Below are 25,220 nucleotides of genomic sequence, written 5' to 3'. Positions count from 1 at the left end.
GAGTCTCCCTCAAAACTCTCCTATCTTAGCTTAAGGTTTCAATTCACTCAGATAATCCCAATATTCCATTTTTTCTAGCAAGTCATTTTCTTTGCTTTCTTTTTCTTTTTGCAATTCAGATAGCTTTCCGTAGTCAGATCCGTTTGCTAGCATATCATTCTCTATTCTTTGAATATCATTCTCTAACTGGTCAATTTGACTCTCAATAACTTGCCAATCTTGCTTTTCTTTATAGGTCATTCTTTTCTTACTATTTTGACTAGTGTCAGAGGCATTACTTTTATGTGGATCATCACTTTTTTGGCCTTGACTTTGTTTTGGAGAATGGCCACTTTTGGCTTTTTCTTTATACTCCCTTTCATAGTCAGTGAAATTTCCAAAAAATAGTTGGCAAGATTTGTCCTTATGAACAATTAATAATTTATCAACCGTTTTATCCAAAAAGTAGCGGTCATGGCTAACCGTCAACATCGCTCCCGGAAATTGAGCCAAGTAATCCTCTAAGACTGTTAAAGTGTCAATATCTAAGTCATTGGTAGGTTCGTCTAGGAATAAGACATTAGGCCGTTCCATTAATAATCGCAAGAGATACAAACGTTTCTTTTCCCCACCGGATAATTTAGCAATTAATTGACCGTGGCTTTCCCGGTTAAATAAAAAGGTTTCTAACATTTGCGATGCTGACAGTTTACGTCCATCATCATAGACAATTTCATCAGCAACTTCACTAATATAGTTAATTAGGCGCTTATCCTCTGGTAAATCAGTGGGCACTTGTTGAAAATAAGCAATCTTAACAGTAGGTCCAATGTCAATCTGCCCGCTTAAAGGAGGGATTATTCCCGCAATGGTATTTAGTAAGCTGGTCTTACCGACACCATTTTCTCCAATAATACCGATGCGGTCGCGATTCTGGATTAGTAAATTAATATCTTCAAGTAAAGGCTGGCGACTATCATAACCCACACTAACGTCTTCTAGAGAAATAACTTTTTTCCCTAGTCGTTCTTGATCAAAGTCTAGTTGAACAGAACCTTGAAGAGACCGGTGCTGATTTAAGCCCTCTTTAAGATCATTAAAACGATTTATACGGGCCTGTTGTTTGGTAGACCTGGCCTTAGCCCCCTGACGCATCCAGGCCAGTTCCTGCTTATACAATTTCTTTTGCTTGGCTTGATTAGCGGCTTCGACATCTAACTCAACGGCACGTTTGTTCAAGTAATCCTGATAATTCCCCTGGTATTCAGTTAGTTTTCCTCTATCTAAGGCAAAAACCCGTTGGGCTACCGTATCCAGGAAATAACGGTCATGAGTCACAATAACCACTGATTTTTTATAATTATTAATATAATTTTCCAGCCACTTGACCATTTCAAAATCCATGTGGTTAGTCGGTTCATCCAACAATAAAAGATCAGGTTCATCGATTAATACTTTAGCCAATCCCAACCTGCGTTTTTGGCCCCCGCTTAAATGCCCTACCTTTTGGTAGAGATCATTAAGTTCCAACTTAGTAAGGATGGTTTGAATATTAGTATCTAACTGCCAAGCATCTAAACGATTCATTTCGCTTTCCCAATATGAAAATTCCTTTTGTTTCTTTTCAACATTAGGATCTTGAGACAGAGCCTGTGTCGCTTGTTCATAAGCTTTAACAGTTTTGACCAAGGGGCTATCTCCAGAATATACTGCTTCAAAGAGGCTTTGCTTATCATCTAAATCTGGGTTTTGACTAACTAAACCGATGGAATAATCGTTACTATGTTCAATCGTTCCACTATCCAGATGATCCTTACCTGCTAAAATTTTTAATAAGGTTGACTTTCCTGATCCATTAGGACCGATCAAGGCAATATGATCGCCTTCACGAATTAAAAAAGATACATCATCAAGTAATTGCTTGATGCCATATGTTTTACTCCAATTTTTAGCTAAGTAATCTTGCAAAATAATCGCTCCTCTTTTAACTTCTGTTTCATTCTAGCACAACTCATTGACTTGGGCATAGTCAGCGAATTGCTAGAAGAGTCCACTAATCTTTCCTTGATTATCAATAGACATCTTGAGAGCGGCTGGTTGCTTAGGTAAACCTGGCATGGTTAAAACATTACCCGTCAAAGCAACAACGAAGCCTGCTCCTAGTTTAGGAACTAACTCGCGAATATGTAGGGTGAAATTCTCTGGAGCACCTAGCAATTTAGGATCATCACTCAGGGAATATTGGGTTTTTGCCATACATATCGGTAAGTGATCCCAGCCGTTTTTCTTAATAGCCACTAATTGTTTCTTAGCCTCAGTTGAATATTCAACACTTCTACCGCCATATATTTTTTGATTAATCACTTGAATTTTCTCTTCAATATTCATTTGGTCGGCTTGATAAAGCGTTTGGAAAGTAGTGTTTTCTTCGCCATCAACACTGTCGATCACGGCTTGACCAAGGTCAAGCGCCCCTTGGCCTCCTTTTTCCCAGACATCTGCTAAGTAAGACGGCGTCTCCTCTTTGTGGCAGAGCTCTTTTATCAGTTCAATCTCTTCATCTCTGTCGTCCTTAAAGTGATTAATAGCTACTAAAACAGGGACTTGATAGGATTTCATAATTTGAATATGTCGACCTAAGTTAGCAAAGCCTTTTCTAACTGCCTCGAGTCTTTCCTCTAAAGCTGCATTTTTATCCAAGTCAGGATTGCCGTGATGTTTTAGGGCCCTTACAGTAGCCACGATAACTACGGCATCAGGAGATTTTTCTAAGATAGGAACCTTGATATCCATAAATTTTTCGGCCCCTAAGTCAGCTCCAAAGCCAGCTTCAGTTATCACATAATCTGCTAAACGAAGAGCTGTATCGGTTGCAATCACTGAATTACAGCCATGGGCAATATTAGCAAAAGGTCCTCCATGGATCAATGCTGGCGTATGTTCTAGGGTTTGCACTAAATTAGGTAAAATAGCATCCTTCATTAATAAGGCCATGGCACCAGAACAGCCTAAATCTTTTACTGTAATCGCTTCTTGGTCTCGAGTATAGCCAATCACAATTTTATCGAAGCGTTGACGTAATTCATCAAGGTTTCTAGAAAGGCAAAGGATTGCCATAATCTCTGAGGCAACGGTAATATCAAAACCGTCTTCGCGTACATAGCCATTACCAGGACTCCCCAGGCCGACCACAATATGGCGTAATACGCGGTCATTCATGTCCATCACCCGCTTCCAAGTAATGCGTCGGCTATCAATGCCTAATTGGTTGCCTTGTTGAATGTGGTTATCAATAATCGCCGATAAGAGGTTATTAGCTTGGGTTATGGCATGAAGGTCACCGGTAAAATGTAAGTTTATATCCTCCATTGGCACAACTTGAGCGTAGCCTCCCCCAGCTGCTCCGCCCTTTAGTCCCATTGTCGGTCCCAATGAGGGTTCTCTTAGGGCGATCATAGTTTTTTTATCTAAGCGTCTTAGGGCATCACCTAAGCCAATGGTCAAGGTAGATTTTCCTTCGCCTGCAGGGGTAGGATTAATCGATGTTACTAAAATTAGCCTACCTTTTTTATTATTTTTTAATTTTTCAAGGGCTTGATGGTTAATTTTAGCCTTATCATGGCCATAAGGAATCAAATCCTCTTCGCTTAAATTGACTTCTTTAGCAATCTCTTTAATAGGTAAAGACTTATTAGCTTGTGCAATTTCGATATCCGTTAACATGTTATAACCTCATTTCACTGCTTAGTAGTTAAATTATACTATAGGAATTTAACTTGAGCCTTAAGAAAATAATTTTCTATTTTAAAATTAAAAATTTAAGCTTTGACTATTTCTATCAGGGAATGGACTACCTATTTTAGCTAGCGTATTAACCAAGAAAAATGGTGTCGACGAGGAGCTTAAGTCCTCAATCAACACCAGAATTTCATATTCAGTTAAACTTAGCCCATATTTATATACTCATTCTCCTAATAACGTAATAAGGCATAAATAGACATTTCTGAAACAGAGCCAGCAGGAATAACTGAAATCTCTCCACCATTTATAATAATTTGATGAATTAATTCATCAATCAAACTAGCATAAGTCGACGACTCTGCATAGAAAATTACTAACTCAGCAATCCGCCCTTCTTTAGCGGCTAGCTGAATATCCTCAACTTCTTCCATAAGAAGAGAAGCTCCCCTGGCTTCTTCGATATTACCTTCTATGGCTTTAAGATTTTCTCTAGCTAGTGGTGATAGTGTCTCAGCCAAAAGCTCTTTAATTCTTTGGTGGTTTTCCCCGCTAATTGGCTGCTCAATTGCCGTATCCAAGTAAACGTTGGATGAGGATTGCTTTTTAAAGGCAGCAATATTCTCCTTGGTACCAGCTAATAATATTTTTCTTTCCACTTCCTTAGCCAGTTTGTCGAATTCTTGATCGAGGTAGCTGAAATATTTATCACGATCTCTTTCAACTTGGGCGGATTTGCTTTGATTGGAATGGATAGACCCTTGGCCTCTAGAGGTCGTTTGCTTGTTTTCAGAATCATTATCATCATAGATATCATAAAATGAACTTTTGATTTCATCAATTTCAGTAGGTTCAAAGGAATACTGGTCAGCTAAATATAATTGGACTTGGTCTTTAGCAATATCAGCCAAAATCACATTAAAAGATTCCTCATAATAAGCTAATAAGGGAACCAAATGGAAATAATCTCCTACATAAGCGATTTCCTCTTGCTCTTGACGTAATCTAAAGATCTCAATCAACTGATCACTAGCTAATATCACCAAACCCTCTTTATTTTTTTGCCAAAAATCGACTTTTTCATCAATTAATTTAGACAAGTGATCAAAAGGCTTTTGCCAATCACTATCGGGATAATTAGTCTCTAATTGAGTCTTGACTTCATTGAGTAAATTTTCATAGCGGATAGGGTCTTGCTGATTTTCCGGAGCAGCTCGATGAGTTGGCATATAGATGGAAATTTTTGGGCTAGTTCTTTCTTCATTTGCTTTTACTAGACGAGATAAGCGTTTGTCAACAGTCATAGTAATCTCCTTTCCCTTAAGCGCTTCAGCTTCTATATCTACTATAAAATAAATATTGGCTTTTTACTAACGGAAAGGTTTACTCTAAACTAACCAAGTGGTTAAAAACCAAAATTATATTGAATCAGTTGTTTAATAAGGTGGAAATCTTTTTTAGACAATCTTTCAATATATTGAATTTCTCTTCCACCAGCTTCAGTCACATCTAAAGAATACATTTGCTGGGTCATCACTTGACCTGTAGTTTGGTAGCCCTTAAGTCTTAAATGGGTTTTAAGTTTCCTTTTTGTATTGGTTATCGGGCAGACAATGACAAAATGAGTGGCATGGTTGTAGTCATCGGAGGAAACGATTAAAGCTGGCCGGCGTTTTTGAATTTCGTGACCCTTAGAAGGATTAAAATTAATCCAGACAATGTCTTTTTGCCGTGGTTGGTAGGCCATCACTCCACCTCCTTATGATCATAATCATCCCAAGCTTCTCCTAAGTAAAATTCACCCTCACAGGCGTGGCGATAAGGGTTATCTACCCGGGGGAGTAGAATAAAGCTATCCTCTTGGTCGTCACTATCTTTTAAAATCCATTGGTCATATTCTTCAAATATTTTTTTGTCGGGCAGCAGTAGAGCCGGCCCCTCTTCAGTATAAATAATTTTTAAATCCAAGACTTAGCCTCCTCAAGTTTGATTCTTCATGTGAAAAAAGACCGCCTAAGCAGTCTTTTTTTCTTTAACACTATTTATCATCATCCATATCCAAGATGGCCAGGAAGGCTTCCTGAGGCACTTCAACAGATCCTACTGCCTTCATGCGCTTCTTGCCTTCTTTTTGTTTCTTCAACAGCTTCTGTCTTCTGGTGACGTCACCACCGTATAACTTGGCGGTAACATCTTTTCGATAAGCCTTGATCGTGGTGCGGGCAATAATTTTATTACCAATGGCTGCTTGAACAGGCACTTCAAACATTTGCCGAGGAATCACTTCTTTTAATTTTTCGGCTAGTTTACGTCCGCGATCATAGGCAAAATCACGGTGAACAATAGTACTCAAGGCATCGACAGGTTCTCCGCTTAGTAAGATATCGAGTTTGACTAAATTGCTCTTTTGATAACCAATCAATTGATAGTCAAGCGAAGCGTAGCCCTTGGTGCCGGATTTTAGACGGTCAAAGAAGTCAAAAATCACTTCATTCAGGGGCATTTCATAAATAATATTCACCCGAATATCATCCAGATATTCCATATTGACAAAATTTCCCCGCTTTTGTTGGGCGAGCTCCATGACATTTCCAACAAAATCCTTAGGCACCATAATTTCAGCACGGACATAGGGCTCTTCGATCCAATCAATTTGGGTATTATCTGGCATTTCAGAAGGGTTGGATACCTCTACCATTTCCCCATCGGTTTTATAAACATGGTAAATAACCGATGGTGCGGTCATGATTAAATCAAGGTTGAAATCACGCTCTAATCGTTCTTGAGTAACATCCATATGGAGCATACCTAAGAAGCCACACCGATAGCCAAAACCTAAAGCTTGAGAAGATTCCGGCTCAAAGGTTAGAGAGGCGTCGTTTAATTGCAGCTTTTCTAAGGCTTCTCTAAGGGCAACGTAGTCAGCTGAATCCACTGGATACAAACCACTATATACCATAGGCATCATAGGACGATAGCCAGGTAGGGCTTCTGCTGCCGGACGATCTGCTAAAGTCACAGTATCGCCCACTTTAGTATCTTGAATAGTCTTAATACTTGCAGTAATATAGCCTACATCGCCAGCCATTAAATAATCCCGACTAATAGGGTGAGGCGACATAATTCCTAGATCAGTGACATCAAACTGTTTACCATTACTCATTAATTCGATAGTATCGCCAGGTTTTACGATGCCGTTTTCAATCCGCACACTCAAAACGACTCCCCGATAAGAGTCATAGACGGAGTCAAAAATTAAAGCTTGGAGAGGGGCTTCGATGTCTCCCTGGGGTGCAGGTATTTTAGTCACAATTTGTTCCAGGATTTCCTCAATACCAATCCCCGTCTTAGCACTACACAAGACCGCCTCGCTGGCATCAATACCGATAATATCCTCAATTTCAGTTCTAACATATTCAGGATTAGCTGCAGGTAGATCAATCTTATTGATGACTGGCACTAACTCAAGATCATTATCCACTGCTAAATAAGCATTTGCCAAAGTTTGTGCTTCAATTCCCTGAGCTGCATCTACCACCAAAAGCGCCCCCTCACAGGCTTGCAGACTCCGTGATACTTCATAGGCAAAGTCGACGTGTCCAGGAGTATCGATCAAATGGAAGATATATTCTTGGCCATCTTCTGCTTGGTACTCTAATTCGACGGCATTTAATTTAATGGTGATGCCACGTTCTTGCTCTAAATCCATGGAATCAAGTAGTTGATCATGCATTTCCCGGTCAGAAACCGTCCCAGTCTTTTGCAAAATACGGTCAGCTAAAGTTGACTTACCATGGTCAATATGGGCCACAATAGAAAAATTTCTTATGCGTTTTTGTCTTTCTTTTAATTCATTAATATCAATTGCTTTTGTCACTCGTTTGCTCACTTCCTTATCTAATCTATAAAGAGTTCACCCTTCATTATAACATATAGCAATCCAGAGATCAGATGATATCTAAAACAAAGCATTAAAAAAGTTCTGATAAAGCTAAAGTAAAAACCGTAACCTTCCTAGGCAGAAGATCACGGTTTTTAGATGGTTAGAATCAGTTAAAAAAATTCAACCTTATTTTGCTTATGAAAAGGCATCCTTAATTTTATCAAAGAAATTCTTCTCTTCTTCAGTGACATTATTTCCTGACGCCTTTGCATAGTCTCGAAGAGCGGCCTTTTGTTTGTCATTGAGATGTTTAGGTGTAATGATCTTAATATTGACCAATTGGTCCCCGTTGCGGTCACGGTTTAATACTGGGGCGCCTTTGCCACGTAAACGAATAGTATCACCACTTTGTGTACCAGCAGGAATTTTGAGGTTTACTTTACCGTGAACGGTTGGAACCTCAACTTCATCTCCCAGAGCGGCTTGGGCAAAGTTTAGAGGCAAGTCAATACTGATTTGCGACCCTTTCCGTTGGAAAATATTGCTTTTAGCTACCCGAAAGACCACATAGAGGTCACCGGCAGGGCCTTTGTTATAGCCAGCTGAACCTTGGCCGGAAAGACGAATTGATTGACCATCTTCGACACCGGCTGGAACTTTCACTTTAACCGTATGGGTCTTATCTTCTCGACCACTTCCTTGGCAATTAGTACATGGGTCTTCGATAATCTTACCTTCACCTTGACATTGGCTACAGGTAGTTTGGCTAGCCATTTGTCCAAATGGCGTATTTCTTACTTGTTGAACTACCCCTTGGCCATTACAGGTTGGACAAGTTTTCTTCGATGTTCCCGGTTTAGCGCCAGAGCCTTCACAAACCTGGCAGGCTTCTTCGCGTTTATAGGAAATCGTTTCTTCTTTACCAAAGATAGCTTCTTCAAAGCTTAAATCCATGGTGTATTGTAAGTCATCCCCACGGCGAGGTGCAGTCCTAGACCGTTGACTAGTAGACGAACCAAAGCCACCGAAGCCGCCTTGACCACCAAAGAATTGATCGAAGATATCTTCAAAGCCAGAGAAACCTTGACCTGAATAGGATTGATAGCTTCCATTGCCAAAGCCACCAAAACCGCCATTCGCACCAGCATGACCAAACTGATCGTATTGTTTCCGTTTGTTTTCATCACTTAAAACTTCATAAGCTTCCGTCACTTCTTTATATTTTTCTTCAGCACCGGGATCATGGTTTAAGTCAGGATGGTATTTTTTTGCTAGTTTACGGTAAGCACGCTTGATATCTTTCTGGCTGGCGTCTTTACTGACACCTAAAATGTCATAGTAATCTCCTTTAGCCATATTTTACCCCCTTATCCTCGATACAATAGTTTGTCCCTGCCTTAAGACAGGGACAAGACTACTATAGTCGATTATTTATCATCATTTACTTCTTCGAAGTCACCTTCAACGGTACCATCATCATTATTATCTTGATTTTCACTTTGGCCTTCTGCTTGGTTAGCTTCGTAAAGTTTCACTGTTAATTGTTGCAGGACTTCCATTAATTCGTCCTTCTTAGCCTTCATTTCATCAGTATTTCCAGCTTCTTGAGCAGCCTTTAGTTCATCTTTTAATTGGTTGGCTTTATCAATATCTGCTTGATCGGCTTTACCTTCAACATCCTTAGTAGTTTTTTCGGTTTGATGGATGATTTGTTCAACTTCATTCTTCAATTCTGCTTCTTCTTTACGCTTGTTATCTTCTTCAGCGTTAGCTTCAGCATCTTTCATCATGCGGTCAATTTCTTCATCGGTTAAACCAGAATTTGATTGAATGGTAATTGCTTGTTCTTTACCGGTGCCTTTGTCTGTCGCTGAAACATTAACGATCCCGTTTTTATCAATATCAAATTTCACTTCGATTTGAGGAACACCACGAGGAGCTGGATTAATATCGGTTAATTGGAAACGACCTAAAGTCTTGTTGTCAGCAGCCATTGGACGTTCACCTTGTAAGACATGGATATCTACAGCGGGTTGGTTATCTGCAGCTGTTGAAAAGACTTGGGATTTAGAGGTTGGGATAGTCGTGTTCCGATCAATTAATTTGGTGAAGACCCCTCCCATGGTTTCAATACCTAAGGATAATGGCGTAACATCGAGTAAGACAACGTCTTTAACGTCACCAGTAATCACACCACCTTGAATAGCAGCACCCATAGCAACCACTTCATCCGGGTTAACACCACGGTGTGGGTCTTGGCCAGTTAATTCTTTAACATGGTCAACCACTGCCGGAATACGGGTAGAACCACCAACTAAAATCACTTGGTCAATATCTGACTTGGATAAATCAGCGTCAGCTAAGGCTTGTTGAACGGGTTTAGTGGTCCGGTCAACTAAGTCATCAGTAAGTTCATTGAATTTTGCCCGAGTTAAGGTTAATTCTAAGTGTAATGGGCCACTTTCACCAGCAGAAATGAATGGTAAGCTGATTTGTGTAGAGGTAACTCCGGATAAATCCTTTTTCGCTTTTTCGGCAGCATCTTTTAGACGTTGCATAGCCATTTTATCATTGGAAAGATCGATCCCATTATCCTTCTTAAATTCTTCAACTAAGTAATCCACAATGCGTTGGTCAAAGTCATCCCCACCTAATTTATTATCACCGGCAGTAGATAAAACTTCAAAGACACCGTCACCGAGTTCTAAGACAGAAACGTCAAAGGTCCCCCCACCTAGGTCAAAGACTAGGATTTGTTCGTCTTTATCATCTTTGTCTAAACCATAAGCTAAAGCAGCTGCAGTAGGTTCGTTAACAATCCGTTCAACTTCTAAGCCGGCAATTTTACCAGCATCTTTGGTTGCTTGACGTTGGGCGTCGTTAAAGTAAGCTGGCACAGTAATAACAGCCTTACTTACACTTTCTCCTAAGTAATCTTCAGCGTAGCCTTTTAGGTATTGTAAGATCATAGCAGAAATTTCTTCTGGTGTGTAATCCTTGTCATTAACATGAACCTTGTAACCGGATTCTCCCATATGACGTTTAATAGAAGCAACTGTATTTGGATTTGTCACCATTTGACGTTTAGCGACTTCCCCTACTTGAATTTCGCCATCTTTAAAAGCTACTACAGAAGGTGAAGTACGGTTACCTTCTGGGTTAGTAATAATTACTGGTTCTCCACCTTCTAATACTGAAACGGCAGAGTTTGTAGTTCCTAAGTCAATTCCTATAATTTTACTCATTATTTATTATCTCCTTTTTTATTATTGTGCAACGACTACCATAGCTGGTCTTAAGACACGGTCCTTGATGACATAGCCTTTTTGATAAACTTCAACTATAGTATCTGATTCTTGACCGTCATTAGCAGGAACAGATGAAACGGATTGGTGGAAGTTAGGATCAAATTTTTCGCCTTTAGGATCAATCGTTTTAATTTCTTCATCATTAAAGGCACTTTGAATACTTTCCAATACCATTTCAATGCCGCGTTTCATACTGCGACTTGCTTCATCATCTGCTTCAATAGTCAAGGCCCGTTCTAAGTTATCAACTGCACCTAAGAGTTTTTCAGCTAAATGTTGGGAACGGTACTTAGCAGCATCTTGTCTTTCCTTATTATTTCTTCTTTGAATATTCTTAATTTCCGCAGATAAACGAAGAATTTGATCATTTTTTTCTTCAAGTTCTTTCTTTATACTTTGAAGTTCACTATCTTTTTCATTCTCATGGACTTCTTTATCTTCTTCTGCGGTTTTATTTTTCTCATCATCAGCCAGGTTTTCTAACTCATTATCCTTATCAGCTTTATTATTTTGATTTTGTTCCAAATCTTGAGCCTTGTCTTTATCCTGGACTGACTTTTCATCTTCGTGTATATTTTCTGGGTCAACATCCTGATTGTTCTTATCATGAACTTTGCTCATCTGTTTACCCCTCCTCTTTATCATTTTTATAATATGAATCGATATAGTGATTGAGTTGTAGTCTCACACCTTGAAATAGTTGAGCCATGCGCAGGTAAGACATATTTTCTGGGCCGAGAATAGCCACAGAAATCGTTTGTTGATCATTATTACCGCCAACAAAATTGGTAGCCATAATAGATAAATGATTGAGGCCATCAGCCTGCATGTCCTTACCTACCTTCACTTGAATCCCTTGATCACCCGGATCAATGAGTGTATCTAATAAGTTAGGATTAGCAAATAGGCGATTTAAATTCTCTACCTGTTGATAAGCATCACTTTGATAGAGATGGTTATAAAGATTTGCCTTACCTTTAACAAAGACGCGTGAAGCATCCATTTTTTTTAGTAAATCTTCTATCATACTTCCTTCATAAAGTAAGCGTCGAATTGATTCATCGAAATAGGACATATAGTTACTTTTAAGGCGTACAAGGACGCTAGGAAGACTTAAACCTATTAAATCACGGTTAATAATATTTGCCATATCCTCTAAAGCTTCCATAGATACACTGTCTGGCAAACGATAGATTTGCGTTTCCACTGTTCCTTCTTCTGTCACTAAGACAAGCATCACTTGCCGACTAGTTACCGGTACAAAGCGAAATCCTGCTAAGTGATAATGGTAAGCGTCAGGTCCTAAGGAAATCGCCACATAGTTAGTTAGCTCAGCTAAAAGTTCAGTTGAGCGATTGACAATTTCATCTAAAGCCAAGTAAGGTGATTGAAATATTTCACTCACCTTTTCATTTTCCGCTTCACTTAATCCACTATCGATAATTCCACCGTTCTTGGGAAGAATATAATTAATGTAGAAACGATAGCCGGCTTCAGTGGGCACTCTTCCGGAAGAAGAGTGCATCTTTTTAATCAAATCAAGTTTTTCAAGTTTTGCCATATCATTTCTAATAGTTGCAGAACTTGCCTCAAGGCCAGTCAGTTTTAGAATCGATTTAGAGCCAATCGGTTCTTCACTTTGACTATAGGCGTCAATAATCGCTTTTAAAACAATAATTTGTCTTTTACTTAACATCTTATCACCTCTTTTAGCACTTGACAGCTCCTTCTGCTAACATATCTATATACTAACATGGTTCAGTGCATATGTCAATAAAAGTCAAACTATTTTTCAAAGAAATTCCTAGTCATTCCAATTCCTATTTTGACCTTTAGCAAAACGATTTCGTAGATATAGTTAAGAGATAACCCTTAGCTAGTAATAACAGCTGGCAGTAATGACTTACTAGCGACTCAAAGTTTAGCTTGGATCGTTCCCTAGTCTCATACAAAAAAATGGCAAAATAAAAAAGTTGGCAAATCGACACCAACTTTTTAGAGAATTTAATTTTGATAATTTTCATATTTTTGAAGGCGACTTAAACAGTCACTTTTATCTTGATTCAACTGTTCCACCATAGCCTCTACACTAGAGAATTTCTTTTCCCCCCGTAAATATTCGTACCAAAATACCAGCATTTCTTCACCATAAATTTCTGACTCAAAATCAAACAAGTTAATTTCAATGGTTTTGTCATTATCATCGCCAAAAGTGACATTATATCCAATGGAAGCCATTCCCCAGAATAGCTGATGGTTGATCTGACATTGAACCAAATAAACACCAACTTTGGGAATTAAAGTGCTGGCCTGGGTATAGATATTAGCCGTTGGAAAGCCTAGGGTACGACCACGTTTAAAGCCATTAATAACTAAACCACGGAAGAAATAAGGGTAGCCCAGAGCCTGGTTAGCTTCTTCCAGCGATCCCTCGGTCAGTTCCTTGCGAATCTGTTTGGAAGCAATTTTATTATTATTTTCATTCAATACTGGAACTTCAATAATTTTGAAGCGATCTTCGGCATAGTCTGGCAAGTTTTTCATATTGGCTATGGCTTTAGCCCCATAGGTATAGTCAAAGCCCGCAACAACTACCTTAGCATTTAAACCAACCAGATAATTATCAACGAAAGCTTTGGGACTTTGATTAGAAAAGGCACTGGTATAATCAACTAAGTAAACCCGATCTACCCCAAATGACTCAAGTAAAAGCATCTTTTCTTGATTTTGCGTCAGGTATTTCATTTGATTAGGGTGAAGGTCTTGATTAACAATTAAAGGTGAAATATTAAATGTCATTACCGCTAATGGAAGCTTGCGTTTGAAAGCTTCCTTCCTTGCAGCTTTAATCACTGCTTGATGGCCACGATGGACACCATCAAAAAAACCCAAAGCTAAAACGATACCCTCATTATTTTTAAGATTCTGGTCTATGGGATGATGAATGGTTATTACTTGCATAAGACACCTCATTGTTAAAGTCATCAGTTATATCAGCATTTTTAACGGTTTCATTTGTTCTTCATCACTGGGATGTTGTCCATAAATAGCCATAAGTCCTTGCTGGCCATAAAAAGCTACCGGCAATTGGTCTCGATATTCTTCGGCCAAATTATTTTTATTTAAAACCGCCCCGTTGCTGACGAGTTTTTCTAATTTGCCACTAATCTCAATATGAGCTAAGTCTTGGATCAAAAAATCGATAGGAAAAATAAAATCTTTTTTTCCTTGACTAATTTGTTCTTCAATTTCAGATAAAGTAAAGCATTGTGATTGGGTAAAGGGGCTTGAGGCTATCCGACTAAGGTCGGTCATAGTCGCAGCATAGCCTAGTGCCTCTCCTAAGTCCGAAGCAAGGGTCCTCACATAGGTTCCCTTGCCACAACGAACACGGAAATTAAAACTTTGCACTTGCTGGTCTTGATCGTATCGGCAGGGCTTTAGAAGGTCAAATTCATAGACATTAACCTGCCTTTTCGGGCGGTCCACCTTCTCACCATGGCGGGCATAGTCATATAACTTTCGGCCGTTAACCTTAACAGCAGAATACATGGGTGGAACCTGAGTAATTGTACCTATCATGCTATTCATAGCTTTTTGAATAAGCTGACCATCGACAGCTTCTTTCACAGGCGTTTGGCGAACAATTTTTCCGTCCAAATCTTCTGTTTCTGTTTGAAAGCCTAGGGTAATTTCTCCTTGATAGACCTTTTGCTTATCAGTGATCCAATTAGCCATTTTTGTCGCCTTATTCACACAAATTGGCAATACGCCACTCACATTGGGATCCAAGGTACCGGTGTGGCCCACCCGTCTTGTTTTTAACAATTTACGTAAGGCATTGACACAATCGTGACTAGTCATCCCTCTTTCCTTCCATAAAGGAATTATGCCATCCATGGCTTCACCTCCTATTATTTAATACTTACAAAATCTTCGATTAACTGACAGAAGTCATCTGCATATTTATCTGCCTTTACTGGACCTACTCCGCTAACATCAAGAAATTCATGATAATTCTTAGGTTTTATTTCCACCATATCAAGGAGACTCTGGTTATTAAAAATAATATAGGCAGGAACATTTTCTTCACTAGCTAAACTATAGCGTAATTCACGAAGTGCTTCAAATAATTCTTCATCTTCTGGCGATAAATGATCAGTCAGTGATTGAGCTTCCTGACTAGTCTTCGTTTTGTTTTCTGATCGAATATAGGCAGATTCTTTAATATAAAGGGACTTATTTCCTTTAAGAATTGGGAGCGCCTTTTCTGTAAGGCTAAGTCCCTTATATTCATTAACCGCCAAGGCCCCTTCAGAAATTAATTGAGAAATAATATTCTTAATCGTTTGCTCATTCATATCTTTTAACAAAGCATAGGTTGATAATTGGTCAAAATGTTTCTCTTTAATTTTTTGGAGTTTTTTACCTTTTAAGACATCTGTGACGAGGGTCATGCCATAAGGATAGGCCATTCTAACAATACAAGAGAGGATCATTTGTCCTTCTCGGCTGACATCAACCTTTTTGACTTGCTGTAAACAATTGGAGCAATTTTGACAATGGTCAGGAGCTTCCTGGCCGAAGTAGGCTAAAATGTGTTGTCTCAAGCAGGAAGAGGTCGTTGCATAATTAATCATATCATTTAAGCGACCTTCACTAGTGGGATCATTGCTTTGACTAATTAAAAATTTTGCGGTCAAGATATCCTTGGGGCTGTAGAGAAGAATGGCTCTAGCCGGTAAGCCGTCTCTGCCTGCCCGACCTGCTTCTTGGTAGTAACTCTCTAAATTAGTGGGCAAGTTATAATGGATCACCCGCCGAACATCAGGTTTATCAATTCCCATCCCAAAAGCATTGGTTGCTACAATGATATTAGTACGCTCATAGATAAAGTCATTTTGCGAAGCCATACGGTCTGCTGAGCTCATTCCCGCATGATAAGCGCTAACCGGCAGGCCTTGGCCACTTAACCATTCACTCAAGCGATCGACAGTTTTTCGGGAAGAAGCATAAATGATAGCTGCTTCCTCTTTATCTATTAAGTCAATTAAAGCCTTCTTCTTTGATTCTGGTTCCATTACTTCAAAACTAAGATTAGGTCGGTCAAAGGAATTAATGAGGACATAGGGGTTTTCAAGAGACAATTGATGAATAATATCCTCTTGAACCCGATTGGTAGCTGTCGCTGTAAAGGCAGAAACGACCGGCCGCTCACTTAATTGATCAATAAAGTGAGCAATCTCTCGGTAAGAGGCTCTAAAGTCGTGTCCCCATTGGGAAACACAGTGGGCTTCATCAATGGCTATTTGATCTAAGGGTAAGTCATTCACTAATTGTAGAAAAGACTCGCTCTTTAACCTTTCTGGTGATACATAAATCAGCTTGACTTGTCCAGAATTAATCCTATCCAAGACAGCAAAATAATCTTCACTGGATAGACTGGAGTTGAGATAGGCACTATGAATTCCATGTTCATTAAGACTATCTACTTGGTCCTTCATTAATGAGATTAAAGGTGAGATTACTAAAGTTATACCAGGTAAAATTAAAGCAGGTAATTGATAGCAAATTGATTTGCCTCCGCCGGTGGGTAAAATTCCCAAACAATCGCGACCAGCTAGAATACTCTCAATGAGTTCCTTTTGTCCGGGGCGAAACGTTTTATAGCCAAAATATTTTTCCAAAGCATGCTCAATTAGCATAGAAACCTCCCTCTCCATCACGTCTTTTTATTATATCAAATTTTCTAGAGGCTTAGGGACATTTCACCTTTAAGATGCAAAGAAAAAAGACTAGAAATGCTAGGCCTTGTCTCTTTAAGCAAGTGAAGTAGCATTTTCTAGTCTTTATTGGTTTACTCTTTAATTAGCTTTACTAGCTCTACATAGGTCTACTGAGCCAATGATTAATACATTCCCGATCTGCCATCAGTTAAATTAATATAGATATTTTTCGCTTGGGTATAGGCATTGAGAATCATTTTATGGGTTTCTCGGCCTATCCCTGAATCTTTATAGCCGCCAAATGGTGCCCCAGCTTCAAAGCTATTGTAGGTATTAATCCAAATTCGTCCTGTTCTTACTCCGCGAGCTACCTTAAAGGCTGTATCTAAGTTTTTAGTGAAAACACCGCCTGCTAAGCCATAGTCACTATCATTAGCAATACGGATAGCATCTTCGACATCTTTAAACTTAATCACAGTAGCAACGGGCCCAAAAATTTCTTCTTGAGCCACCCGCATACTATTGTCTGCTAGAAGTAAGGTCGGTTCAAAGTAATAGCCCTTTTCAAGGTCTCCTTCTGAAGCTGAATGACCACCAGTTATAATTTCAGCTCCTTCATCTAAAGCCACTTGGATATATTCGCTCACCTTTTGATGTTGAGCTTGACTAGCTTGGGCACCAAGTTGGGTGTCTTTTTCCCAAGGCAAACCAACTTTCACCTTTTTAAATTCTTCTTTTAGGCGACCGATAAATTCATCATAGATCGATTCTTGTACTAGAATACGCGACCCCGCTGAGCATACTTCCCCTTGATTGAATAAGATACCCAAATGAGCTCCTTCTAAGGCTTGTTCCATATCCATATCTTCAAAGAAAATATTGGCTGATTTTCCACCTAATTCCAGGGTAGCTGGGATGAGATTTTCAGCTGCTGAAATCCCTACTTGGCGACCAACAGAGGTTGACCCAGTGAAGGCAATTTTATCAATATCTGGATGGTGTTGGAGGTATTCCCCACTCTTTGAACCACTCCCAGTAACAATATTTAAAACACCCTTGGGTAAGAAATCATTGATTAATTTAGCTAACTCTAAAACACTAAGAGAAGTGGAAGAGGAGGGTTTTAATACAATAGTATCTCCTGCTGCTAAGGCGGGCGCTATTTTCCAGGCCGCCATTAAAAAGGGAAAGTTCCAAGGAATAATCTGGCCGACAACACCAATCGGTTCCCGTAAAACCATGGATAAGGTATTGTCGTCAAGCATTTTAAAACTATCTTCCTCGCTACGGATAACACTAGCAAAGTAACGAAAATGATCAGCTGCTAAAGGAATATCAGCTCCTTGGGTTTCTCGAATCGGCTTACCATTATCCATGGTTTCAATCAAAGCCAAACGCTCTTGGTTATCTTCGATAAGATCAGCAATTTGATTAAGAATTTTGGCTCTTTCTTTGACAGCCGTTCTTCCCCATTTAGGAAAGGCTTGGCGGGCAGCTGCAACAGCTTGATTAACATCATCCTCAGTGGCATCAGTAATTTCAGCTAATTTTTCACCATTTGCCGGGCTATAATCTTCAATCGTCTCTTGACCACTGCCATTAGTCCACTCACCATTGATTAACAATTGATAATGCTTTTCAAGTTTAAGGTCTTTAATATCCATTGTTATCTCCCTTTCATCTTAGAATACAGTTAAAAACGTAACCTAAGTATACCTAAAAAGCGCTTTCATTAAAAGAATTTGCTTTTACTTAGTTAGCTAATAATAACTCATCATTATTAAGGCTTTCACCTACATTATGATGGAAAAGTTGTAGTAAGTCGTCAATGCTACAGTTTTCTTTCTCTTCTCCAGAGATATCAACGACTACTTGGCCGTCATGAAGCATGATTAAACGATTGCCATAAGATAGCGCATCATTCATATCATGAGTGATCATTAGTGTAGTCAGTTGATATTGGCTGACCAAGTCTTGGGTTAAAGACATTACCATTGCACTCGTGCGAGGATCTAAGGCAGCCGTATGTTCGTCAAGTAGTAATAGTTTTGGAGTTTGTAAGACAGCCATAAGTAAAGTTAAGACTTGACGTTGGCCCCCTGATAAGGAGCTAACCCGCTCTTGCATGCGGTTTTCTAAGCCCATGCCTAAGGTGCTTAAACGAGAACGGAATTCTTCACGCATATCTTTTGTAATAGATGTTTGAAAGCTGCGCTTGTGTCCTCGCTTATAAGCAATGGCTAAGTTTTCTTCCACGCTTAAGGACTTGGCTGTGCCCATTTGTGGGTCTTGGAAGACCCGGCTAATCATTTTTGCCCGTTTATAAGCTGGTAAGCTCGAAATTTCACGGTCATCTAAATAAATCTGCCCCGAGCTTAAGGGAATCGTTCCGGCAATAAGATTCATCATGGTTGATTTTCCTGCGCCGTTGCTGCCAATAACACTGATAAAATCATTATCCTTAATCGAAAGATTTAAATCTTTAATGACTTGATGAGCTTTACTCGATTGTGTTTGAAATACCTTATTTAAATTCTTTAATTGAACTAATTCATTCATAATCATTTTCCTTTCTTTAATCATTTAAGCGAGCGCTTTTCTTAGTCTTCCACTCTACTTGTGGGCCCCATAGGATAATTGCTAAGACTATGGCGGATAGTATCTTGATATCACTTGGTAAAATCGGAATATATTTCATGATTAAGTCGATAATTACTCGGTAGATAATCGCTCCCAAAATAATTGACAATAAACGACTCGGTAATTTTACTTGGCTTAATAAGACTTCGCCAATCACAATGGCAGCTAGACCAATGACGATGGTTCCGGTTCCCATTGATAAGTCAGCATAGCCGTTATACTGAGCGATTAAAGCCCCTGATAGAGCAATTAAGGCATTAGAAATCATGTAGCCTACTAATTGCACGTGGTCCGTCCGAATCCCGTTAGCTTCTGCCATTAAGGCATTATCACCAGTTGCAATTAAACCCAATCCGTACTCAGTTCCCATAAAAATCACAAGTCCTAAAACAATAACCATGACGGTTAATAAGCCTAGTAAAAATGGTGACCATGTTGTCGATAAGCCTAAGTTCTCTATTGAAGTTAACAAGGTTTTTTCTCCTAGTAGAGGGGTATTGGCTTGCCCCATAACTCTTAAGTTAACAGAATAAAGACCGGTCATGGTTAAGATACCTGCTAAGAGGGCCGGTATTTTCATTTTTGTGGTCATGAAGCCGGTTAGAAAGCCAGCCAGAGCGCCTGCTAGAAGGGCTGCTAGAACCGCTAATAAGGGGGGGACCTGATTGACTAATAATTTAGCACAGACAGCCGCACCCAAGGGAAAACTTCCCTCTGCCGATAAGTCGGCTAAGCCTAAGATTCTAAAAGTAATATATACCCCTATGGCCAAAATTGACCACATCATTCCTTGCGAAACACTAGATATCAATAAATCCATTCTTCTTGCACCTCTTCTAATATGCCAGCTCTGGCTATTTATCTTTTATTTTTTATTTAACTTAATGAATAACTTTTTCAACTATTCTTTTAATCGCGCCTTTAATTCTTCACTATCCATTCCCAGGGCAGCAGCCATTTCATCATTTACCTTAACGACTAGGTCCTTAGACATTTCTACTGGGGTTTCTTCAGGCTTTTTATCGCCCTTGAGAATATCTACTGCTATATTCCCGGTTTGTTGTCCCAATTTATAGTAGTCTACCCCATAGGCACATAGGGAACCTTCGATAGCAGCATCGAAAGCGGCTACTGATGGTGTCTTAGTTTCCATTAAGACTTTACCGATCGTTTGAATGGTATTAGCAATCGTGTTATCTGTTGGAAGGTAAATTCCATCTACTTTTTCTGCTAAGATTTTAGTCGCTTGTTGCACATCATTAGTTGATGTCACCGTCATACTTTCAACCTTTAAGCCCTTGGATTCAATATATTCCTTGGCTTGTTCATATTGAACTTCTGAATTTACTTCACTTGAATTATATAAAATCCCGATGGTTTTGATGGATGGATCAGCCTTTAATAATAAATCAACAACATCACCGACAGGAGCCATATCACTAGTACCGGTCATATTTTTACCCGGTTTTTCCATACTTTCAACTAATTTAGCGCCGACCGGATCAGTCACTGCCGTAAATAATTGCGGGGTCTCCTTGTCAGTGTTCAGCATGGCTTGTGCAGCTGGAGTAGCAATACTTAAAATCAGGTCCTTTTTCCCTTTTAATTGTTGGGTAATGCTTTGCAAGTTAGACTGGTCACCTTGGGAGTTATGGAATTCAATTTCTAAATTCTTGCCTTCTTCATAACCAGCCTCTTTCAAGCTATCTTGGAAACCTTCTTTTGCTCTTTGTAAGGAATCGTGCTCCATGTATTGGATAATCCCCACATCAACCTTTTCAGAGCTGCTTTCATTGCCTTGATTAGAACAGGCGGCTAATGTACAGGTTAATAAACCTGCTGCTAGATAACGTAAATATTTTTTCATCATTTTTCCTCCATCATTCGATATAAAACGGTTAACTATCTATTTTTTCTGACTGCTAAACGGACCTTCCATACTATCACTCCCCCAAAAGGTATAAAAAAAGCCCACCTAGTTTGGAAAAAACTAAATGGGCTGAATAATAGCATATATTAATAGTGGTATAGCCCATTTAGAATTTATCCATTCTATGAGGGCTAGACACGCTTAAGATCCTTAGCCATCATAGATACAAACTTGAGTTTGACGTTTGTATCTATGATGTTTCATAGTACAAACGCTATCTAAAATAGCTAAAGTAAAATCGTACATTTTGATAAGTAGAGCATGCGCTCTGGTTGATAAGGTATTTAACTAACATGATCACATGCTCCTTTCTTAAGCTGTTGAAGTAATGTTAAACAATTTTTTAGGCAAAGTCAACTCTTAATTTTAAACATAAGTTTATATTTTCTAAATTTAAAATTTGATTTTATAAATAATAGAGAGAAAAGACTTATTTCAGGGGATTCTTGGAGAATATTTTTTAAAATCGATCTATTATTTTGATCGATCTTGATCATTATTTCAAAATAAGCTCTATTTCTTAATCCACTCGGCTAGTCTTTTATTAAAATTTCATTTCTAAATTTCAGTTTAAAAGAAAAAAAGAGGCCGTACAAATACACAGCCTCTTTTCAAAATGTGTTTCAAGCTCTGGGCAAGCGTCCACTTCAGAAAATGGTGGTAAAATTTTGACACATTTTCTTCCAGCGATCTTACTCTTTAACGAGCTTGTCACACTCGCTTCTGAAATATTAATCTTCTTTATTTAACTGAGCCAATAACTGGTCAATACGTTGACCATATTCAATCGATTCATCACGCTTAAAGACAACTTCTGGTGTCTTATAAATACGTAAGCGTTGACCTAACAACGAACGTACTAAGCCACTGACCTTATCAAGTCCCTTTTGCACTTTTTCATGTTCACTTTGTGAATCGGATAAGGTGGAATAATAGATGGTAGCGTTTTGTAAATCACCAGTTAAATCAACATCAGTAATGGTAATATTTTTGACACGAGGATCTTTAACTTCTTTACGCAGAATCGAGTTAACTTCGCGTAAGATTTCTTGACTAACTCGTTCTACGCGACGATTCGTAGACATAAAACCTCTCCTTGTTAAATATTAACGCTTCACTTCTACCATATGGTAGGCTTCGATTTGATCGTCCACTTTTATATCGTTATAGTCTTCAATCATCAGCCCACATTCATAACCTTTGTTCACTTGTTTAACATCGTCTTGAAAACGACGTAAGGAAGATAATTGGCCTTCGTAGATAACAATATTATCGCGAATTAAACGGATCTTACTGTTTCTTTCGATATAACCATCCGTGACATAACCTCCACCGATAGTTCCTAACTTAGAAACATGGTAGGTTTCCCGAATTGTTACATAACCCGTAATTTCTTCTTTATATTCTGGATCTAACTGACCTTTCATTGCATCTTCAACTTCTTGAAGCGCGTTGTAGATCACGTTATGAAGACGAATTTCGACTTCTTCTTCTTGGGCTTGGGTTTTAGCTGTCGGCGTTGGTCTGACATTGAAACCAATAATAACTGCATTGGAAGCTGCCGCTAAGGATACATCACTCTCGTTAATGGCACCGACAGCACCATGAATAATATCAACCTTAACGCCCTCAACATCAATTTTTTTCATACTGGAGGCAATCGCTTCTACTGACCCTTGGACATCGGCCTTAATAATAATATTAACCGTCTTCATTTCGCCTTCTTTAATCGTATCAAACAGATTATCGAGGGTCACCTTATGAGTTTGATGGCGGCGTAATTCTTGAGCTTGTTGGGCACGACGTTCACCAATATTTCTAGCAGTCTTTTCATCATCGAAGACCACAAAACGGTCGCCTGCTTGAGGAGCTTCTTGTAGACCAGTAATTTCAATTGGCGTTGAAGGCCCAGCTGACTTAATCCGACGACCTTGATCGTTAGTCATGGTACGAACCCGTCCATAAGTGTCTCCTACAACAATAGCATCTCCTTGGTGTAAAGTCCCTTCTTGAACCAAAATAGTCGCTACGGCACCGCGATGGGCATCTAATTCCGCTTCAATCACAGAACCAAGGGCGTTGCGGTTAGGGTTGGCTTTAAGTTCTTCCACTTCAGCCACTAAGAGAATCATTTCAAGTAATTCATCAATATTTTCACCAAACTTGGCTGAAATATTAACAAATATGGTATCGCCACCCCATTCTTCTGGAATCAACTCATATTCGGTTAATTCTTGTTTAACGCGGTCAGGGTTAGCCTGTGGTTTATCAATTTTATTGACTGCCACAATAATAGGTACTTCAGCGGCCTTGGCGTGGTTAATGGCTTCAACAGTTTGTGGCATAACACCATCATCAGCTGCTACAACAATGACAACAATATCGGTAACGTCAGCTCCACGTGAACGCATGGTAGTGAAGGCCGCGTGCCCCGGTGTATCTAAGAAGGTAATTTCTTTGTCATTAGCATGGACTTGGTAGGCACCAATATGTTGGGTAATGCCACCAGCTTCCCCCTCAACCACGTTGGCGTGTCTTAAGTAATCTAGTAAGGTAGTCTTCCCATGGTCAACGTGACCCATAATGGTTACAACGGCTGGACGTTCTTCTAAATTATCCGCTTTTTCTTCTTTAGCTTCTTCGAAATAGTGGTCGAAGTCAGTAGGATCAATAATAACCTTTTCTTCAGCTTCAATCCCATATTCAGCTAAAATTAATTGAATAGTATCTGAATCCAAAGCTTGGTTTTGGTTGGCCATGACACCTAGCATCATCAAACTCTTAATAATATCTGCTGGAGACCGTTTGATTTTTTTGGCTAACTCAGCGACGGTCATGCCGTCAGTAAATTCAATTTTTTCTGGACTTTCTTTTTTCTTGCGGCTGGGAGCTGAAGAATTATTATGTTGCACTTTTTTACGTTGATTATGTTTTAAATGCTTGTCCTCATATTTTGATTGCTTGTTATTTTTACGGCGATTCTTTTTATTGTTTTTCTTATTGACCTTTTTATTAGCATTTGTTTGGCTATTCTTGCCGGATTGACCGTCTTTCTTTTTATGGTCTTGGCCTTTTTCTGCTTGCTTATTAGCAGGTTTTTTCTCGCCTTGGTTATGATTACTATGCTTTTCTTGTTTTTTACCAGCTTTTTCAGACTGAGATTGCTTATTGCCTTGTTTTTCTTGGCTAGGTTCTTTTTGCTTAGGCTGACTTTTTTCCTTTGCAAAATACTTTTCCATGGTTTGGATATCTTCATCAGTCATCGAAGACATATGGCTAGTGTAGGATAATCCAGCCTTTTTAGCACTAGCTAATAACTCCTTACTAGAAATATTTTTTTCTTTTGCATATTCATAGACACGTTTTTTTGACATGTCATCACCTTCCTTAATCTTATCGCTTCATGATTTGTTCTCTCCTATAAGAAATATCACTTGAAACACAATCTATTAAATTTTTTAGCAAAGCCTTGGTTGGTAAAAGCGCAAATTGACCGCTTCTTACCGAGGGCTTGACTTATCTCTGTTTGGGTAAATTCTAAACTCAAGGGAACTTGGTAAAAATCACATTTGTTTTTAATGGTTTTTAATGAACGCTCACTTAAATCTGTCGCTGCGATGACGTAAAGTGCCTTACCGTTTTGAACGGCTTCAATAACACTGCTTTCTCCACTGATCAAGCCGCCTGCAACCTGGGCAAGTCCTAAAAGATTTAAGCGCTTATTCATTGCCATATAGCTCTTTTCTAGCTTTCATATGGTCGGCGTAATCCTTTAATTCACTATAAAAAGCGTCATCAATGCTAACTTCCAAGTGCTTGTCTAAAATGTGCTTATCCCATGCCTTTTGAACTAAGTCAGGGTCAGTAGCTACATAGGCACCTCGTCCATTCATTTTCCCACTCGGGTCAATAGCGACTTCGCCCTCTGGTGTACGGACAACCCGAATTAACTCTTTTTTTGGAAATTGCTGATTAGACACAACACACCGACGCATCGGTATTTTGCGCTTTTTCAT

General features: G+C 39.1%; 21 protein-coding genes. All 21 read right to left on the bottom strand.

The genetic code is table 11. The features are described 5' to 3' along the window. Positions 1-30: 30 nt before the first annotated feature. Positions 31-1,947, bottom strand: a complete 1,917-nt coding sequence (locus CJ190_RS04405) for an ABC-F family ATP-binding cassette domain-containing protein (protein ID WP_064292416.1) — start codon at positions 1,945-1,947, stop codon at positions 31-33. Positions 1,948-2,019: 72 nt separating this feature from the next. Then, complete coding sequence (locus tag CJ190_RS04400; RefSeq protein ID WP_064292415.1) at positions 2,020-3,702, bottom strand: formate--tetrahydrofolate ligase; 1,683 nt, start codon at positions 3,700-3,702, stop codon at positions 2,020-2,022. A gap of 248 nt (positions 3,703-3,950) precedes the next feature. After that, positions 3,951-5,021 carry a baeRF3 domain-containing protein gene (locus tag CJ190_RS04395; RefSeq protein ID WP_064292414.1) on the bottom strand — a complete coding sequence of 357 codons (1,071 nt, stop codon included), beginning with the start codon at positions 5,019-5,021 and terminating at the stop codon, positions 3,951-3,953. 101 nt (positions 5,022-5,122) lie between these two features. Continuing rightward, complete coding sequence (locus CJ190_RS04390) at positions 5,123-5,464, bottom strand: type II toxin-antitoxin system PemK/MazF family toxin (RefSeq protein WP_064292413.1); 342 nt, start codon at positions 5,462-5,464, stop codon at positions 5,123-5,125. Continuing rightward, positions 5,464-5,685, bottom strand: coding sequence for a hypothetical protein (locus CJ190_RS04385; protein ID WP_064292412.1), 222 nt, complete (start codon positions 5,683-5,685; stop codon positions 5,464-5,466). Before CJ190_RS04385 ends, CJ190_RS04390 begins: the two co-directional genes overlap by 1 nt. Before the next feature lie 70 nt (positions 5,686-5,755). Then, positions 5,756-7,582 carry a translation elongation factor 4 gene (lepA, locus tag CJ190_RS04380; RefSeq protein WP_064292509.1) on the bottom strand — a complete coding sequence of 609 codons (1,827 nt, stop codon included), beginning with the start codon at positions 7,580-7,582 and terminating at the stop codon, positions 5,756-5,758. Positions 7,583-7,795: 213 nt separating this feature from the next. Next, positions 7,796-8,956 (bottom strand): molecular chaperone DnaJ, encoded by a 1,161-nt coding sequence (gene dnaJ, locus CJ190_RS04375; protein ID WP_064292411.1) that lies wholly within the window; start codon positions 8,954-8,956, stop codon positions 7,796-7,798. A 71-nt stretch (positions 8,957-9,027) separates the two neighbouring features. Continuing rightward, entirely contained in the window at positions 9,028-10,845 is a 1,818-nt protein-coding gene (dnaK, locus tag CJ190_RS04370; protein ID WP_064292410.1) for a molecular chaperone DnaK, read from the bottom strand. Positions 10,846-10,866: 21 nt separating this feature from the next. After that, positions 10,867-11,529 carry a nucleotide exchange factor GrpE gene (grpE, locus tag CJ190_RS04365; RefSeq protein WP_082888614.1) on the bottom strand — a complete coding sequence of 221 codons (663 nt, stop codon included), beginning with the start codon at positions 11,527-11,529 and terminating at the stop codon, positions 10,867-10,869. 4 nt (positions 11,530-11,533) lie between these two features. Further along, on the bottom strand, positions 11,534-12,604 hold the full coding sequence (gene hrcA, locus CJ190_RS04360) for a heat-inducible transcriptional repressor HrcA (protein ID WP_064292409.1): 1,071 nt from the start codon (positions 12,602-12,604) through the stop codon (positions 11,534-11,536). A 308-nt stretch (positions 12,605-12,912) separates the two neighbouring features. Then, positions 12,913-13,869 (bottom strand): riboflavin biosynthesis protein RibF, encoded by a 957-nt coding sequence (ribF, locus tag CJ190_RS04355; RefSeq protein WP_064292408.1) that lies wholly within the window; start codon positions 13,867-13,869, stop codon positions 12,913-12,915. Between the two features lie 27 nt (positions 13,870-13,896). Further along, positions 13,897-14,808 (bottom strand): tRNA pseudouridine(55) synthase TruB, encoded by a 912-nt coding sequence (truB, locus tag CJ190_RS04350; protein ID WP_064292407.1) that lies wholly within the window; start codon positions 14,806-14,808, stop codon positions 13,897-13,899. A 14-nt stretch (positions 14,809-14,822) separates the two neighbouring features. Further along, complete coding sequence (gene recQ / locus CJ190_RS04345) at positions 14,823-16,613, bottom strand: DNA helicase RecQ (RefSeq protein ID WP_064292406.1); 1,791 nt, start codon at positions 16,611-16,613, stop codon at positions 14,823-14,825. A 203-nt stretch (positions 16,614-16,816) separates the two neighbouring features. Continuing rightward, the gene (locus CJ190_RS04340) at positions 16,817-18,298 is read right to left on the bottom strand and encodes an aldehyde dehydrogenase family protein (protein ID WP_101562021.1); all 1,482 of its coding nucleotides are present in this window, start codon (positions 18,296-18,298) and stop codon (positions 16,817-16,819) included. 88 nt (positions 18,299-18,386) lie between these two features. Continuing rightward, positions 18,387-19,193 (bottom strand): ABC transporter ATP-binding protein, encoded by an 807-nt coding sequence (locus CJ190_RS04335; protein ID WP_070597922.1) that lies wholly within the window; start codon positions 19,191-19,193, stop codon positions 18,387-18,389. A gap of 16 nt (positions 19,194-19,209) precedes the next feature. Then, the gene (locus CJ190_RS04330; protein WP_064292403.1) at positions 19,210-20,094 is read right to left on the bottom strand and encodes an ABC transporter permease; all 885 of its coding nucleotides are present in this window, start codon (positions 20,092-20,094) and stop codon (positions 19,210-19,212) included. 81 nt (positions 20,095-20,175) lie between these two features. Beyond that, on the bottom strand, positions 20,176-21,144 hold the full coding sequence (locus tag CJ190_RS04325; RefSeq protein ID WP_180754093.1) for an ABC transporter substrate-binding protein: 969 nt from the start codon (positions 21,142-21,144) through the stop codon (positions 20,176-20,178). Between the two features lie 791 nt (positions 21,145-21,935). Then, the gene (gene rbfA, locus CJ190_RS04320) at positions 21,936-22,289 is read right to left on the bottom strand and encodes a 30S ribosome-binding factor RbfA (protein WP_013669767.1); all 354 of its coding nucleotides are present in this window, start codon (positions 22,287-22,289) and stop codon (positions 21,936-21,938) included. A gap of 21 nt (positions 22,290-22,310) precedes the next feature. Beyond that, on the bottom strand, positions 22,311-24,578 hold the full coding sequence (gene infB, locus CJ190_RS04315; protein WP_064292401.1) for a translation initiation factor IF-2: 2,268 nt from the start codon (positions 24,576-24,578) through the stop codon (positions 22,311-22,313). Positions 24,579-24,634: 56 nt separating this feature from the next. Further along, positions 24,635-24,931: a L7Ae/L30e/S12e/Gadd45 family ribosomal protein gene (locus CJ190_RS04310; protein WP_064292400.1), complete on the bottom strand. Its 297-nt coding sequence runs from the start codon at positions 24,929-24,931 to the stop codon at positions 24,635-24,637. Then, complete coding sequence (gene rnpM, locus CJ190_RS04305; protein ID WP_064292399.1) at positions 24,924-25,220, bottom strand: RNase P modulator RnpM; 297 nt, start codon at positions 25,218-25,220, stop codon at positions 24,924-24,926. The genes CJ190_RS04310 and rnpM overlap by 8 nt, the downstream gene beginning before the upstream one ends.

The organism is Aerococcus loyolae (assembly GCF_002871915.2).
GTDB classification, from domain to species: Bacteria; Bacillota; Bacilli; order Lactobacillales; family Aerococcaceae; genus Aerococcus; species Aerococcus loyolae.
This window is presented reverse-complemented; position numbering and strand designations above follow the sequence as displayed.

Coding starts and splice junctions, on each gene's coding strand:
- CJ190_RS04400 (WP_064292415.1), bottom strand. CDS start 3,702: ATGTTAACGGATATCGAAATTGCACAAGCTAATAAGTCTTTACCTATT.
- CJ190_RS04395 (WP_064292414.1), bottom strand. CDS start 5,021: ATGACTGTTGACAAACGCTTATCTCGTCTAGTAAAAGCAAATGAAGAA.
- CJ190_RS04390 (WP_064292413.1), bottom strand. CDS start 5,464: ATGGCCTACCAACCACGGCAAAAAGACATTGTCTGGATTAATTTTAAT.
- dnaJ (WP_064292411.1), bottom strand. CDS start 8,956: ATGGCTAAAGGAGATTACTATGACATTTTAGGTGTCAGTAAAGACGCC.
- dnaK (WP_064292410.1), bottom strand. CDS start 10,845: ATGAGTAAAATTATAGGAATTGACTTAGGAACTACAAACTCTGCCGTT.
- grpE (WP_082888614.1), bottom strand. CDS start 11,529: ATGAGCAAAGTTCATGATAAGAACAATCAGGATGTTGACCCAGAAAAT.
- hrcA (WP_064292409.1), bottom strand. CDS start 12,604: ATGTTAAGTAAAAGACAAATTATTGTTTTAAAAGCGATTATTGACGCC.
- ribF (WP_064292408.1), bottom strand. CDS start 13,869: ATGCAAGTAATAACCATTCATCATCCCATAGACCAGAATCTTAAAAAT.
- truB (WP_064292407.1), bottom strand. CDS start 14,808: ATGGATGGCATAATTCCTTTATGGAAGGAAAGAGGGATGACTAGTCAC.
- recQ (WP_064292406.1), bottom strand. CDS start 16,613: ATGCTAATTGAGCATGCTTTGGAAAAATATTTTGGCTATAAAACGTTT.
- CJ190_RS04340 (WP_101562021.1), bottom strand. CDS start 18,298: ATGGATATTAAAGACCTTAAACTTGAAAAGCATTATCAATTGTTAATC.
- CJ190_RS04335 (WP_070597922.1), bottom strand. CDS start 19,193: ATGAATGAATTAGTTCAATTAAAGAATTTAAATAAGGTATTTCAAACA.
- CJ190_RS04330 (WP_064292403.1), bottom strand. CDS start 20,094: ATGGATTTATTGATATCTAGTGTTTCGCAAGGAATGATGTGGTCAATT.
- CJ190_RS04325 (WP_180754093.1), bottom strand. CDS start 21,144: ATGATGAAAAAATATTTACGTTATCTAGCAGCAGGTTTATTAACCTGT.
- rbfA (WP_013669767.1), bottom strand. CDS start 22,289: ATGTCTACGAATCGTCGCGTAGAACGAGTTAGTCAAGAAATCTTACGC.
- infB (WP_064292401.1), bottom strand. CDS start 24,578: ATGTCAAAAAAACGTGTCTATGAATATGCAAAAGAAAAAAATATTTCT.
- CJ190_RS04310 (WP_064292400.1), bottom strand. CDS start 24,931: ATGAATAAGCGCTTAAATCTTTTAGGACTTGCCCAGGTTGCAGGCGGC.
- rnpM (WP_064292399.1), bottom strand. CDS start 25,220: ATGAAAAAGCGCAAAATACCGATGCGTCGGTGTGTTGTGTCTAATCAG.